This is a genomic window from Salegentibacter agarivorans, assembly GCF_900113135.1.
GTDB classification, from domain to species: Bacteria; Bacteroidota; Bacteroidia; order Flavobacteriales; family Flavobacteriaceae; genus Salegentibacter; species Salegentibacter agarivorans.
On record NZ_FOOH01000020.1, the window covers coordinates 13,956 to 27,493 of the forward strand.

Annotated in this window: 16 protein-coding genes; 1 reads left to right on the forward strand and 15 read right to left on the reverse strand. The window is 37.2% G+C overall.

The genetic code is table 11. From position 1 onward, the window contains the following. Positions 1-141: 141 nt before the first annotated feature. Complete coding sequence (locus tag BM084_RS13840) at positions 142-579, forward strand: hypothetical protein (RefSeq protein WP_093305559.1); 438 nt, start codon at positions 142-144, stop codon at positions 577-579. Positions 580-666: 87 nt separating this feature from the next. On the opposite strand, the gene BM084_RS13845 is transcribed toward BM084_RS13840, so the two are convergent. The 15 genes from BM084_RS13845 to BM084_RS13915 all read right to left on the reverse strand — a co-directional run bounded on the left by BM084_RS13845 (position 667) and on the right by BM084_RS13915 (position 13,520). Next, complete coding sequence (locus BM084_RS13845; RefSeq protein WP_143083666.1) at positions 667-1,215, reverse strand: hypothetical protein; 549 nt, start codon at positions 1,213-1,215, stop codon at positions 667-669. Positions 1,216-1,249: 34 nt separating this feature from the next. Beyond that, positions 1,250-2,308, reverse strand: coding sequence for a class I fructose-bisphosphate aldolase (locus BM084_RS13850; RefSeq protein WP_093305563.1), 1,059 nt, complete (start codon positions 2,306-2,308; stop codon positions 1,250-1,252). 159 nt (positions 2,309-2,467) lie between these two features. After that, positions 2,468-2,827 carry an SPW repeat domain-containing protein gene (locus BM084_RS13855; RefSeq protein ID WP_093305565.1) on the reverse strand — a complete coding sequence of 120 codons (360 nt, stop codon included), beginning with the start codon at positions 2,825-2,827 and terminating at the stop codon, positions 2,468-2,470. Positions 2,828-3,311: 484 nt separating this feature from the next. Then, entirely contained in the window at positions 3,312-3,518 is a 207-nt protein-coding gene (locus BM084_RS13860; protein WP_093305567.1) for a hypothetical protein, read from the reverse strand. A gap of 373 nt (positions 3,519-3,891) precedes the next feature. Continuing rightward, on the reverse strand, positions 3,892-4,494 hold the full coding sequence (locus BM084_RS13870) for a nucleotidyltransferase family protein (protein ID WP_093305569.1): 603 nt from the start codon (positions 4,492-4,494) through the stop codon (positions 3,892-3,894). Then, positions 4,491-5,645, reverse strand: coding sequence for an XdhC family protein (locus tag BM084_RS13875; protein ID WP_093305571.1), 1,155 nt, complete (start codon positions 5,643-5,645; stop codon positions 4,491-4,493). Before BM084_RS13875 ends, BM084_RS13870 begins: the two co-directional genes overlap by 4 nt. Beyond that, positions 5,642-6,799, reverse strand: a complete 1,158-nt coding sequence (locus tag BM084_RS13880; protein ID WP_093305573.1) for a cysteine desulfurase family protein — start codon at positions 6,797-6,799, stop codon at positions 5,642-5,644. Before BM084_RS13880 ends, BM084_RS13875 begins: the two co-directional genes overlap by 4 nt. A gap of 66 nt (positions 6,800-6,865) precedes the next feature. Then, positions 6,866-7,204 carry a winged helix-turn-helix domain-containing protein gene (locus BM084_RS13885; RefSeq protein ID WP_093305575.1) on the reverse strand — a complete coding sequence of 113 codons (339 nt, stop codon included), beginning with the start codon at positions 7,202-7,204 and terminating at the stop codon, positions 6,866-6,868. Positions 7,205-7,220: 16 nt separating this feature from the next. Next, positions 7,221-9,497 carry a xanthine dehydrogenase family protein molybdopterin-binding subunit gene (locus BM084_RS13890; RefSeq protein WP_093305577.1) on the reverse strand — a complete coding sequence of 759 codons (2,277 nt, stop codon included), beginning with the start codon at positions 9,495-9,497 and terminating at the stop codon, positions 7,221-7,223. Positions 9,498-9,512: 15 nt separating this feature from the next. Continuing rightward, the gene (locus BM084_RS13895) at positions 9,513-9,971 is read right to left on the reverse strand and encodes a (2Fe-2S)-binding protein (RefSeq protein ID WP_093305579.1); all 459 of its coding nucleotides are present in this window, start codon (positions 9,969-9,971) and stop codon (positions 9,513-9,515) included. 138 nt (positions 9,972-10,109) lie between these two features. Then, a complete protein-coding gene (locus tag BM084_RS13900; protein ID WP_093305581.1) occupies positions 10,110-11,231 on the reverse strand; it encodes a cupin domain-containing protein in 1,122 nt (373 codons plus the stop codon). 39 nt (positions 11,232-11,270) lie between these two features. After that, positions 11,271-11,879 (reverse strand): flavodoxin family protein, encoded by a 609-nt coding sequence (locus tag BM084_RS13905; protein WP_093305583.1) that lies wholly within the window; start codon positions 11,877-11,879, stop codon positions 11,271-11,273. A 192-nt stretch (positions 11,880-12,071) separates the two neighbouring features. Then, positions 12,072-12,200, reverse strand: a complete 129-nt coding sequence (locus BM084_RS19550; RefSeq protein ID WP_262506681.1) for a hypothetical protein — start codon at positions 12,198-12,200, stop codon at positions 12,072-12,074. Further along, positions 12,190-12,651: a nuclear transport factor 2 family protein gene (locus BM084_RS13910; RefSeq protein WP_177195714.1), complete on the reverse strand. Its 462-nt coding sequence runs from the start codon at positions 12,649-12,651 to the stop codon at positions 12,190-12,192. Before BM084_RS13910 ends, BM084_RS19550 begins: the two co-directional genes overlap by 11 nt. Positions 12,652-12,662: 11 nt before the next feature. Next, positions 12,663-13,520: a DUF4440 domain-containing protein gene (locus tag BM084_RS13915; protein ID WP_093305585.1), complete on the reverse strand. Its 858-nt coding sequence runs from the start codon at positions 13,518-13,520 to the stop codon at positions 12,663-12,665. Between the last annotated feature and the right edge of the window lie 18 nt (positions 13,521-13,538).

Here is a 13,538-nt window from a genome sequence, read left to right on the forward strand (position 1 = left end):
TATTAAAATTTTGTTGTGCTATTATCCTTTATAACCCTCTAAAATAAGGAAGATTTAAAAACAGGTTAATTAACTTTTTTACAAAGTTCAGATATCAATTTTCATTTAATTTTAGAATTGTTAACCTCTAAATTATTTAAATTGAAAACCGTTGAACTTAAAGAACTGGAAAAAATTTATAAGCAAAATTATAAATGGGGCTTGTTTTATAAACAATGTATTCTTTCCTCCAAAAAGCCTTATGTGAAAGATCTCTATAAGAAGTTAGTCTGTCAAAAAATATCATTTCACAAGCTAATAATAAAAGAAATGCTGAAAAGAGTGGATCAGGAATACCTCCAAAAACTGGATCGGGAATGCAAAAATGAACTCAGAGAACTACAGCAGAAATACCATCCGGACTTAAATAATAAACATAGTCTTATGTGCTGTAACATTGAGAAAAATTTATATTCAGCATATTGTGAATCTTTAAGAAAGATTACTGACGGGAAAATTCGTGCCTTAATATTGAATCAAAAGTACCAAATAAAATTACTGCGAGAGGAAATGGTAAAAATTGAAAAGTATTTAATCTAAAATAGCAAAGCCACATATGGATAGAGACTAATCCTTTATGTGGCCAAATGTTCGGAAATTTTTATAAATAAGAAATAGAAATAATGCTTAGTTGCCTTTTACATCCATATTTTGAAGTAATTCACCAGACTGTTTAAAGAAAATTCTGATGTTATCATTTGATGTTTCATCATTATTTATTCTTATTTCTTTCACAGTTTTTTCTAGCTCTTTCGTATCGATTTCTCCTTCAAATGAGCCGCTATTAGAGCTATCTTCAAAAGAATTTAATATCGTAACGAAATCTGATTTATTAATATTATAATCCTTGGTTTCATTAATATTAGTTAGCTTCTGGAGTTCATTCCCAGAACTTATACCTGCTACTTCATTCTTTTCAGATATAGCCGCAGCTAATAATTTTAGTGCTTTTTCTGGGTCTGGATAATCAGCAGAACGATCTTGAGATATATAGTCCAAATATTCTCCTACTGCATTTTCAGGATAGGCATCATCCCCCGCAGTTTGTTTCTGATGACCTTCAATACGAATATCCTGGTCTTCATCATCTTCAATATTTCCCTGCTGATTGTTGTTACAACTGGAGATTGATACGAATAAAAGAACGCCCGTCAAAAATTTAAATAATTCTTTCATAATATTCATTTTAGTTAATTCTTAATTTTCAGTTTTAAGCTATGGTAATTTTTGGTTCGAGATAAATATCCTGAACCAGGTTCAAAACTTCAATTCCATCCTTCAAAGGTTTCTGAAATGCTTTTCTCCCCATAATTAATCCCGAACCTCCAGCACGTTTATTTATTATAGCTGCCGTGGCTGCATCCTTTAAATCAGATTCTCCCTTAGAAGCTCCTCCAGAATTAATAAGCCCAATTTGTCCCATATAACAATTGGCAACTTGCCACCTACATAAATCAATCGGGTGTTCAGTGCCAAGGGCATCATACATTTCATCATTATATTTACCAGCATTAAGTTCACGGAAACTATAATTAAGAGTGGGTAGTTTTTGCTTTATGATATCCGCTTTAATAGTCGCTCCTATGTGATTAGCCTGGCCAGTGAGATCGGCTGCAGTATGATAATCAGTATTATCTCTCTTAAATTGATTGTTTCGCGTATAACACCAAAGAATTGTGGCCATTCCTAATTCGTGTGCCTTTTCAAATGCCATTGCAATCTCCTGAATTTGCCGGTTACTTTGTTCAGACCCAAAGTAAATAGTAGCTCCAATTGCAGTTGCACCCATATTCCATGCTTCTATTACAGAACTATATTTAATTTGATCATAAGTATTGGGATAAGTTAATAGCTCATTATGGTTGATTTTAACGATAAATGGAATTTTATCTGCATATTTCCTAGAATGCAAGGCTAGAACACCTTTAGTACTGGCAACGGCATTGCATCCACCTTCTAAAGCTAATTTTATAATATTTTCTGGATTAAAATAATCCTGATTTTTATAAAATGAGAAGGCTGCTGAATGTTCAATCCCCTGATCGATCGGAAGTATGCTTAAATATCCGCTTCCTTTCAATCTTCCGTTATTATATAATTGGGATAAGCTCTTAAGTACTGGTGTACTTCTATCAGAATTTCTAAAGTTATCTATAACGCTGGGTCCTGGCTTTGTCAATTTATCTAGCCCAATTTTTTTAGAACGGTGACTAAGGTAATAGTCCGCATTGTCACCCAATATTTTCTGTATTCTTTCAAATGTATCCATAATCAATTGGTGGATTAACTAAAGTATTGCCTGTTTAAAATTTTCAAATATTTACTCTATAAAGAATATTTTATTGTTTAATTACACTTGAAAATATTCCTTGATAAATTAACTATAAGAGGAAGTAACACTTAAAATATACCAGGAAAAAATCCATATTTAGAAAAGTAAGGCTTTAGCTTTATAAAATTTTCTCTCTGTAAATAAGCTAATTAGAACCTCCCCTATTCCTATAATCAAAAATGGTAGATAGATTTCTTTTTGAAAACCAAAAAACCACGGAGAAAAGGCCAGGAATAGTCCAATAATTATATCTATAATTAAATGTAATTTAAAACTAATTAGACCAGCAATACCCATTTCATAGTCTGTTAATATACTGTATAAAATAGTTCCTATTCCAAAACCTAATAATATCCATGCTGGTAAATAATAGTTGTCTAAAAATAATAAAGGGATTATTATTAATAAACTCCCGATGAGATAATCAAGGTAACCATGAACTTTGGGTCGTATCATACCAAGAGGGATTTTAATTATACTAAAGATTTACAACTTTCAACCGTTCTTTTAATTACGGTTTTCATTTACCTTAAATTTAAAAATGAACAACCAATTTTAGTATTAAAAAGAGGTCAAACCTTTATTAAAACTGATTGAATAATTCTCTCCTAAGAATGCCAATTAACGCCTAATGTACTCTTTACAATCATACCTGGAGAATGTTCCAGGTTGTTAAAAACAAAATTTAATATGCGTTTTTTATTGTTAAAAAAACTTTAATCCTACATTTTTTATAGTAATACTCTTTTTTATTATATGCTCTTTGTTGAAATTTTGTCTTAGTTAGCAAACTGCGAAAATAAAACGCTCCAAGGGGAATTGGACTCAGTGACTTTCGAGTTATGAGAAGCCAGTCATTTTCGTGGAACTTAATTTTTAGACCATCAACTAAACTTTGGGATTATTTTTATGATTTTCTTTTTATCGGAATAATATCATTCTAAAAGTTACCAAATGGAAAAGAAATTAAAGAAAGTGCTAATTTTACTGGTATTGGGAAAGGGTCTAAAAGCCCCGTCATATCAAAAGGGGCTAAGATTTCTTTAGAAAGTGAATACCCCAGGCAATCGCTCAACAGCCTGTTCTCAGTTTTAAGTTGAATTTGTTGATCCCGGATAATTTTTAAAGCTTCTTTCATTGGTACCATTAGCCTCCTATTGAAATCATTATCATATTTTTCACATAATGATCGCCGTCCATCTTTACATCCATCCCATTCCGGGAATATTTCTTGGATTGTATGGTGTTAATTATGAGGGTTCCATTGGTTACCCTTTTCGCATTGGAGTTAGCAAATCGGTATCAGAACTGGTAAAAAGGCAATTCATCATTTTTTTAATCCCTTAGTAGTTCACTTTAAATGAAGATTTTCCGCCTTTTTCCTGCTGAAGCTTTATGGTTCCTATCTCTATCTGCTTATCAATTGGTTTCAGCCTATCTTAGATTCTCATGCACTTTCAGGATTTCTTCATTTTTGCCCGCGGCTTCGGCAATCATTCCAAAATATTTAATATTTAACTTTATTCCATCTGTTTTAATAGTTCCACATCTTCAGCGGTATCCACATCAAAAATTCCTTCTTCAAATTTTATGGTTTCAAAGCTTATCTTTTCATCTAATATTAGTTTTTTAGCGCCCTGATCTTTTTTTAGCGTCATTAAATCTGAAAAAGTTTCCTTTGAAAAAATAGCAGGCACTCCGACCTCCCCCGCATATTCTGAGAATGTAGCAGGCATTTTATTTTCTAACTGTTCGCGAATTAATTCCTGAATTTTTTCTTTGGTAACAAAAGGTTGGTCTGAAAGTAATATTAAAATAAGCTCCAGATCACTTTTAACGTTTAGCGCAGCGGAAACCCCTTTGCTTATGCTCGTGCCCATTCCAAGTTCCCATTCTTCATTAATGATGATGGTAAAGTTCCCAATGTCCAGCCCCTTTTCAATCTTTTTTGCATTTGCACCCAACATTAAAATCCTGTAATCGAATTCAAGTAATTCCGCTACATCTATACTATGCTGTAGCAAAGATTTGCCTTTAAATTCAACGAGTTGTTTTGGAAAACCAAGCCTTCTAGAAGCTCCTGCTGCCAAAATAATAACTCCTATTTTTGCTCTTCCCATCATATCGCAACCTTGGTAAAATGATTAAGCTTTTTGTCATGAATGGGCGTCACTTTCTCTCGTAACGGCTTAGCACTTTTACCGTTTAAAACCATTTGAATTTCAGCCAGAATAGAAAGCCCTATTTCTGCAGGTGTTTCCGCACCTATTTCCAATCCTACCGGTGCATATATTTTATCCAAATTTTCATCTTCCCAATCATAATTTTCATCTTCTAAATCGTTGAGCATTCGCTGGTATTTTTTCAATGGCCCCAGGATGCCAATGTACGGGATAAGTTTTTCCTTAAAAAGCATCTTTAAAACCGCCAGATCATAATTATAGTTATGACTCATAAGTACAAAGAAGCTGCGATGGTCTATTTCAATATTTTTCAAGGTTTCTTCCGGCTTAGAAACGATCACCTGGCAGGAGGAGGTAAACCGGTCTTTATTTGCGTGGGTTGGCCTTCCATCGGTCACTATTACATCCCATCCCAATAAATCAGCTTGTTGTGCAAGAATTTGAGCATCATTTCCGGCACCAACAATAATAAGTTTCACCGGGGGCTGATAATTCTGAATAAAAATATGAGTGGATTCTTTTTCCGTTGTAAATTCAGCAAAATGGGGATGATTATATTTTAGTGTAAGACTTGCTTGTTCTTCTATATAATGAAATAACTCCTTTTCTGGTTTTTGTCCAAAAGTTTTCAAGTCCTTGGTAATTACCAATTTTGTTCCGCACTGCTCTTTCTGCTTGTTTAGGTTAAATTGCACCACAATGGCCAAAGGACTATTTTGTTTGGTAACTTTTTTCAAGAGTTCGCATGGGTTTAAAGCATCCAAATAATCAATGGGTTCAAATAACACCTGGATAATACCGTTACATCCCAATTGTGCACCGATAATAGCATCGTCTTCATCACTGGTGTCATACGATACCAATTTATTTTTTTGCCTGTGCAGGGCGTGAAGCGCTTTGCGCAAGGCATCGCCCTCCAGACAGCCGCCACTAATTGCCCCTGTGATATTTCCATATTCATCAACCAGCATTCGTGCACCGGCTTTTCTGTATGAGGAACCCTGTACGTGAACCACTGTAGCCAGAACGCACCCAGTACTATTCTCCCGCAGAAATTCATATTTAGAAATTATGACATCCAGTTCTCTCATACAGCTGCAGTTTTTAAACTATTTACCACTTTCTCGACCTCATTAACAGCAAATTCAATATCCTGATCACTTGTTTCCTTTCCCAGGCTGATCCTTATTGAAGATAAAGCCAATTCATCGCTTAAACCCATAGACATTAGCACATGAGAAGGCTTGACAAAATTGGAAGTACATGCCGAACCGCGTGAAACGGCTAAATGCTTTAGCTTCCTTAGCAATAAATTTCCGGTTATATCTTTAAAAGAAATATTGGTGGTATTAGGAAGACGGTTGGCATGCTTACAATTGATAATAGCTCCATCTATTTTCCCTAGGGCGTTTTCTAATTTATTCTTTAATTTCATCATTCTTTCTGGTTCCACTGACATTTTGGAAGTTGCAATTTCAGCAGCCTTTCCAAAGCCTACAATTCCGGGAACATTTAAAGTTCCAGGTCGCAAACCTTTTTCCTGTCCGCCCCCAAAAACATAAGGATCAATTGCTACCTTATTCTTTTTATTTATATACAAGGCTCCAATACCTTTAGGTCCATAAATCTTATGGGAAGAGAAAATAGCCATATCTAAATTCAATTCTTCCAAATTCACCGGAATTTTACCTACCGCCTGGGTAATATCGCTCATTAATATCGCTCCTTTTGAATGCACAATCTCCTCAATTTCAGCCATAGGATGGATGAGCCCGGTTTCATTATTTGCCAGCATCAGACAAACCAATATTGTTTCAGATGAAATAGCCTCTTCCAAATCTTCCAAATCAATATTCCCAGCTCGATCCACCTTAAGATACGTCACCTCAAAACCCTTTTTCTCTAAAGCCTGCATAGGATCCAGCACCGCTTTATGTTCGGTTTCACAGGTAATAATATGCTTCCCTTTTACCTTATGCTTCTCGCAAAACCCGAAAAGGGCAAGATTGGCAGCTTCAGTAGCCCCTGAAGTAAAGGTTAGTCCCGTGGGTTTACAGTTCAACAATCCGCTTATTTGTTCCCTGGCAAGTTCCACTGCTTCGCGGCTATCCCATCCAAAGACATGGTCACTACCGGCATTACCAAACTTTTCAGTAAAATACGGCAGCATTGTCTCGACGACTCCCTGGGCTACCGGAGTACTTGCGTTGTAATCGAGGTATATAGGCTTATCTTTTGACTTCATCGTTATATATTGCTATATATATCGGTTTTTAAAATAAAGGGAATTTCACTGCTCCCCTATTTTCCGTTATTTTATAATTTTTAGCAGATCATTTTCCTGTTCCAGAAGCTCATTAACCTTTTGCTCCAATTTCTCATATTCCCGAATAACCTTTAAGGCATAGGGGGTTATTTCCGCGCCACCACCATGGGATCCTCCTTTCTTTAAAATCACTAAAGGCTCGGCAGCATGCTTATTTAATCGCTGAACCAGATCCCAAGCTTTTTTATAGGACATATTCATCTGTGCAGCTGCCCTGGATAGGGATCCTTCTTTATGAATTCTTTTTACCAATTCATTGGGTCCTGGTCCATAGAATTTTTCACCTTCATTTTCTACCCAATATTTAAACTTAATTTTTTTCATTGGGAGCCAGCTGTAATTAAGTTTTTAATTCCCTGCTTTCCGCATTAATTTCCGGTAGAAAGGGTTGCTTGTAAATTCTTTTTCCTGTTGCTTTATAAAGGGCATTGGCTAATGCTCCCTGCACCGGTGGGAAAGGCGGCTCTCCTAGTCCTGTGGGATCAATACCGTTTTCTACAAAATGTACATCAATCTTTTTTGGAGCTTCACGATGCCGAATTAGACGATAGGAATCAAAATTATTTTGTTGAACGCCGCCATCTTTAAATGATAACTCACTGTATAAAGCATGTCCAATTCCATCGATAGTCCCACCTTCCACCATATTTTTGGCTGCATCAGGATTTACCACAATACCACAGTCTACGGCACAGGTTACTCTATCGATGACCGGCTCGTTATCTTTTAAATCCATTTCTAAAATCTGTGCGACGTAGGAATTATGGCAATAATAGGCAGCTACTCCTTTACTTGAAGTAGAATTACCATTATTCCAACCGGCTTTATCCCTAACAAGTTCCAGAACGCCAGCATATCGCGCGGGATCATAATCATTTTCTTCCCCTACCGGGTCATTTTTCGCCCGCTTTAGCATATCCAAGCGGAACTGAATCGGATCTTTTCCAACTTCCTCAGCAAGTTCATCTAAAAAAGATTGTTCGGCCCCGGCAATAAAATTAGAACGCGGTGCCCTGAAAGCTCCTGTGGAAATACTCGAATCTATCGTCCAACTCTCGGCAAGGTAATTATCAATTGCTCCTGCCGGAAAACGATTCGCAAAAAGGGGGCTTTCGGTAATCCCCCCGGCATTTACGTGAAATGCGGTAATATTATTATTCGCATCAATTGCTGCACGGTAAGACACCCTGTAAGCCGGACGATAAACCCCGTTGGTCATATCGTCTTCCCGGGTATATACTAATTTTATCGGCCTTTTCATTTTTTGTGAAATTACAGCGGCTTCCACAAGGAAATTCCCATACAGTCGGCGGCCAAATCCCCCTCCCATTCGGGTCATTTGGACATCGATTTTATCTAGCTCGAACCCTAATCGTTTATTTACACTTTTTTCAGCAAATTCCGGGGTTTGAATAGGCCCTAATAATTCGGCCTTTTCATCAGTTACATTGGCATAAAAGTTCATCGGCTCCATACAATTGTGGGCAAGGAATGGGCAGGAATACGAACGCTCAATAACCCTTGCTGCATTGCTAAAGGCTGATTCAGGATCACCATCTTTTCGAACTACTTCTGATTTTGCGGGCCCGGCATCGCTCATCAGGGCTGTATGCATGTCGGAATTTTCCAGGCCACCTGTATCTTCCATACCCGGGGATTTTTCGAGAATTTGCATTTGATGCGTTAAATCAGGATTTAAATCCCATTCTACATTTAGGGCCTTTTTTGCCTGCATGACCTGCCAGGTGGATTCCCCAACGACAACTACCAATTTGGAAAATGCAGCCACATCACTCCATTCCCGCTCCATATCTTCAGGATATGTATCTATGGTAAAAATATCTTTTATTCCGGGCATTTCTTTTGCTTTAGCTGCATCCATAGATTTAAACTCCATCCCAAAGGCCGGAGGTTGGACTATCATTGCAATAAGCATATCATCTTCATAAATATCCAACCCGTATAAGGGTTTTCCTGTTACTATTTTTTTAGCATCTACATTTTTTCGGGAAGTACCGATAATTTTAAAGTCACTATTATCTTTTAGTTCAATTTCATCAGGTACTTCAATCTTTGTGGCCGCCTTAGCGATTTCACCATAACCTATAGACCTATCGCTAGCTTTATGACTAATAATTCCCTTGTCCACAGAAAGTTCAGTAACAGGTACCTCCCACTCTTTTGCCGCCGCACTAAGCAACATTTGTTTGGCGGTGGCCCCAGCCATTCTTAGCGGTTCCCATCCCTGGCGAATAGATTGACTACCACCGGCAAGTTGACGAGTAAAAACATCAAGGTTAAGTGGTGCCTGTTCTACAATGACATTGTTCCAATCTACGTCAAGCTCTTCGGCTACAATCATAGGCATCGCTGTTTTCACATTTTGTCCTATCTCCGGATTGGGAGAGTAGATCGTTATAATACCATTATCCCCTATTTTCAAATATCCATTGAGTTCAAACCACTCATCGGGCATTTGCATCGCTACTTCCTCCCCGTTTTCTTCAGCCGCACGCTTACAGGCCAACCAATTAAAACCGATTAATAATCCACCTCCGGCAAGCGATACATTCTTGATGAATGATCTTCTGCCCATTCCTGTTTTTACTTTTTTCATTTTTTCAGGTTTTAATTATACGGTTTGGGACGCTGATTTGATAGCGGCTTTAATTCGGTTATAAGTTCCGCAGCGGCAAATATTTCCGTTCATTACATCTTCTATTTCTGCATCACTGGGACTGGGATTATTCTTTAAAAGTGCCGTGGCTGCCATAATCTGCCCCGCCTGGCAATACCCGCATTGCGGGACATCGTGCTCCAACCAGGCCTTTTGAACAGGATGGTCTCCGTTCTCGGATAAACCTTCTATAGTAGTTATTTCATTTTCTTGGGCAGCAGAAATTGGAACCTGGCAGGATCTTACAGCAGAACCATTAAAGTGTACGGTACATGCGCCACATTGAGCAATTCCACAGCCATATTTTGTACCAACCAATTTTAAATTATCCCGTAGCACCCAAAGTAAGGGAGTTTCCGGGTCTACATCTACCGAGTGTTTCTTACCGTTAATATTTAAATCGAATTGCGCCATAGTTATGTATATTTAGTTGAAAGCCTATTAAAGTATAAAAAATAATCCTTCTAACTTGTAAAACTTAATAAATTGAGACTTAAGCTTAGAAATATTAAAGCATTTTATAAAAATTCACCTCTATTTAATTTTATTGCTCTAATTCTTATACTGAGAATCTGAAACCTCATCTTCCCATTCCGTTGGGCCATCAACTCTACTGGTAATGGCTATTTGCACAAAGTCGTCATTCGGACCAGCGCCGTGCCAGTGAGGCGTATCTGCCGGGCATTTTGCTACATCTCCTTTTTTCATTATTACTTTTTGACTCCCCTTTTCCTGGTAATAGCCTTCCCCTGAAAGCGCAAGTATAATCTGCCCGTTGGGATGCCGGTGCCAAAAAGTTCTGGCTCCGGGTTCAAAAGTTACTACACCTACAGAATTCTTATTTACCTCATCGGCTGTTACTAAAAAATTTACCCACGCATTCCCTGTAAAAACAGGGTTTTCTATTTTTTCCCCTCGTGGATATATTTTTTCACCGTCATCAGTTGCGGCTTTCGTTTCAGTACGCTCCCCGGAGATAAGTGCGGCAACAACTTCCCTACTCTCAAGACCTGTTCCTTCATCTATTTCGGTTTCAATCATCTTCACAATCTGGAGTATCTGTGGTTCCGTCACACCGTGCCTCATACTAATTTTAATATGACCTGTAGCCATAGGTGCAGCACCTCCCATACTTAAAAGAGCGGCTACCGTGGCAATTTCCCGCTCTTTGTAACTCAAGACTCTTCGTTTAAAAATATCTGCAAAGAGGTGTTCTTTTAAAAACACTTCAATGATTGGAACTGTTTTGGCATAACCAGCTTTTGGACGATTTTCCACTCCGGTTAGATCAGCCAGAACTTCTTTTCCTATTTCATATTTATTCCCTTCTTTTAAGTCTTTAGGTTTTTCCCCCGCTTCGTCTTCAATTCCCTTTTCCTTTCTATCTTCCAATACATCGGTTAGCGTATTGATGGCCATAAGACTTCTGGGAAAACCTGTATATGCATACAGATGAACAAGTTCCTCTTTTATCTTATTAATGCTAAGTCCATTATCCAAACCTTCGTTCAAGGCATCTTCTAAAGTTTCAAGATCTCCTGTAGCAGTAGCAGCAGAAATTCTGGCAATACTATATTCAGTAGGACTTAACTTTTCATTTTCCGATTGTGCTGAAATAGTTAAAGGAACTACTATCAACAAACAAAAAAGTATACTTCTAAAATTATAGTTCATTTTTTTAATTTTAAGATTCAATAGTTATCAGGACAGTTTTTATAGTAGTCCAATTTTTTGCAACCAGGTATCAACCTGATCTGAAACTTCTTCTTCACGTTCTCCTTCAATGGCTAAGAACACCCCTCTTTTTTCATAGCCTCCCTCTACCGAAAAACCTTCAAGAATATCACTTTCAGGACATAGCTTTCGCAATTGCTCAAAACCCTGGCCTATTCCAAATCCGGCATTGGTGTTAAATGGAATTATGGTTTTTCCACTTATATCATTTTCAGTTAAAAAGGATTTCATTGGTGGTGGCATTTGCATATCCCAGGTAGGAAAGCCTATGAAGATCGTATCATATTTTTTAAGATCCTCAATTTTGGTTTTTAAGGGAGGTAGATATCCTTCTTCATTTTCACGATCTACCTGGTCCACGATTTTTTGATAATCCTCGGGGTAAGGGTTTTCTTTTTCAAGGGCTACCAGTTTACCACCCACCTTATTCTGAATTAACTCGGCTACCACTTTTGTATTATTGGTTCGGGACAGGTATACAATAAGGGTCTTCTCTGAACCTACAGATAATTTCTTCTGAGAATTAGCACAATTCATTTCTACTGCAAAAATTAGGAATGATAATATGACAACTAAACTCTTGTTCATTAATTTCAATAGTTAATTGAGACTAAAATTTTAATTAATAATAGTTTTTAATTTTATTAAAAATTAGAGGCATTGTTTATTTATCTAAAGCTTACATATCAATTAATTCGAGGGTATCAATCATACTTCTCGTTTTTTCTTTACAAGATTTAAAATGGGGGTGTTTCTAAATGTGACTGATAAGCCTTTTTATTAGCGTAGATCGTCTTCAACATCCTGGTCCTCATTTTTTTCCTGGCCATAAGAACTAATACAGAATATTGCTAAAAATAATATCAACAATACTTTAGGGAGTTTCATCCCTGCTTTTTCAATCTTCATTAGGACTAGAAAGTTGCTTTACAAAAGAAAGGTTTGCTAATTTCCAATCTTTACCTTCTTTCACATACACTTCGGTGGCTATAAAAGGATTAGTTACTTCATTACCACCTACCACTGCCAATAAGGTAATTCGGCTGGATACAATAGCTGTATTGCCAATAATATCAGCAGAAACTTCATGAATATCTGCTTTCTTATAGTGTATACCACCGCTACGAATAACCTCAACTTCACGGTCTTTTCCCCAGCTTCCGCCCATATGGACAAATTGAGATTTATCGTGAAATAAATCTTCAAGTTTATCGGCATCCTTATCAGCCATCCATTCCCATTTCTTCTCGGAAAGCTCGATCATTTTCTGTTCTTTGTCAGTATTTTGAGCAGTAGCTCCGATACCGTTCAGCAATAAAAATGCTCCAATAATTACTGTTTTGATATTAAATTTTGTCATAGCTAATAGTTTTATTTTTGAATTTCATGGTCATCCCGAACACTACTAAATGTGAGATCGAGTAACTTCCAATGGGCACTTTCTTTTTTATAAAATTCTGTCACGGTAAATTCATTGGACACATCATTTCCCCGAACATGGGCGGTAAGTGTAATTCGGTTCCATAAAACTGCAGTATCATCTCCAAAGGTCTCCACGGCTACATCATGTACTTCAGCCTTTTTATACCAAATGCTCCCAGTTTCTATAATTTCCAGTTCCCGATCTTTCTTCCAGGAACCGCTCATATGTACAAATTTTGCTTTATCGTGAAATAGCTTTTCAAGTTTCTCAACATCCTTATCGGCCATCCAATCCCATTTCTTTTTGGAAAGTTCTTTGATTTCTTTTTCAGTATCCGAACTTGATAATTCCGGAGCCTTGATAGCATTATAGGTTTCCGCAGTAATGGTATCAGTCCATTTTGTTGGGGCATTTCCACTTATTGCAATATAGGTAACCGGGGTGTTGGGTGTAGCAGCGTGCCAATGTTCTATCTCAGGTTCACATTTTATCACATCCCCCTGTTTTACTACCTGGACTTCCTTTCCTTTTTCCTGATAGTAACCTACTCCGTCTGTGATATATAATTGTTGGCCTTTGGGGTGAAGGTGCCAATTCAGCTTTGAACCGGCTGCCATTGTTGCCTGTACGACATTAAAATCAAAATTTTCATCAGCCTCAGCCAGGTGATTTAACCAAACATCACCGGTATGATGAACATTGGGTGCTTTTTCTCCCTTTGGAAAAATTTCAGGTTGGGCCATCAACCATTGTGAGGAAAATAAGGTTATCATAGTGATTAAATAAAATGTTTTTATGAGTTTCATAGTATATTTTTTAAGGTT

Excerpts from the sequence above, each read along its gene's own strand:
- BM084_RS13915 (WP_093305585.1), bottom strand. The coding sequence starts at position 13,520 with ATGAAACTCATAAAAACATTTTATTTAATCACTATGATAACCTTATTT.
- BM084_RS19550 (WP_262506681.1), bottom strand. The coding sequence starts at position 12,200 with ATGAAGATTGAAAAAGCAGGGATGAAACTCCCTAAAGTATTGTTGATA.
- BM084_RS13895 (WP_093305579.1), bottom strand. The coding sequence starts at position 9,971 with ATGGCGCAATTCGATTTAAATATTAACGGTAAGAAACACTCGGTAGAT.
- BM084_RS13850 (WP_093305563.1), bottom strand. The coding sequence starts at position 2,308 with ATGGATACATTTGAAAGAATACAGAAAATATTGGGTGACAATGCGGAC.
- BM084_RS13855 (WP_093305565.1), bottom strand. The coding sequence starts at position 2,827 with ATGATACGACCCAAAGTTCATGGTTACCTTGATTATCTCATCGGGAGT.
- BM084_RS13910 (WP_177195714.1), bottom strand. The coding sequence starts at position 12,651 with ATGACAAAATTTAATATCAAAACAGTAATTATTGGAGCATTTTTATTG.
- BM084_RS13900 (WP_093305581.1), bottom strand. The coding sequence starts at position 11,231 with ATGAACTATAATTTTAGAAGTATACTTTTTTGTTTGTTGATAGTAGTT.
- BM084_RS13845 (WP_143083666.1), bottom strand. The coding sequence starts at position 1,215 with ATGAAAGAATTATTTAAATTTTTGACGGGCGTTCTTTTATTCGTATCA.
- BM084_RS13875 (WP_093305571.1), bottom strand. The coding sequence starts at position 5,645 with ATGAGAGAACTGGATGTCATAATTTCTAAATATGAATTTCTGCGGGAG.
- BM084_RS13905 (WP_093305583.1), bottom strand. The coding sequence starts at position 11,879 with ATGAACAAGAGTTTAGTTGTCATATTATCATTCCTAATTTTTGCAGTA.
- BM084_RS13860 (WP_093305567.1), bottom strand. The coding sequence starts at position 3,518 with ATGGTACCAATGAAAGAAGCTTTAAAAATTATCCGGGATCAACAAATT.
- BM084_RS13885 (WP_093305575.1), bottom strand. The coding sequence starts at position 7,204 with ATGAAAAAAATTAAGTTTAAATATTGGGTAGAAAATGAAGGTGAAAAA.
- BM084_RS13880 (WP_093305573.1), bottom strand. The coding sequence starts at position 6,799 with ATGAAGTCAAAAGATAAGCCTATATACCTCGATTACAACGCAAGTACT.
- BM084_RS13890 (WP_093305577.1), bottom strand. The coding sequence starts at position 9,497 with ATGAAAAAAGTAAAAACAGGAATGGGCAGAAGATCATTCATCAAGAAT.
- BM084_RS13870 (WP_093305569.1), bottom strand. The coding sequence starts at position 4,494 with ATGATGGGAAGAGCAAAAATAGGAGTTATTATTTTGGCAGCAGGAGCT.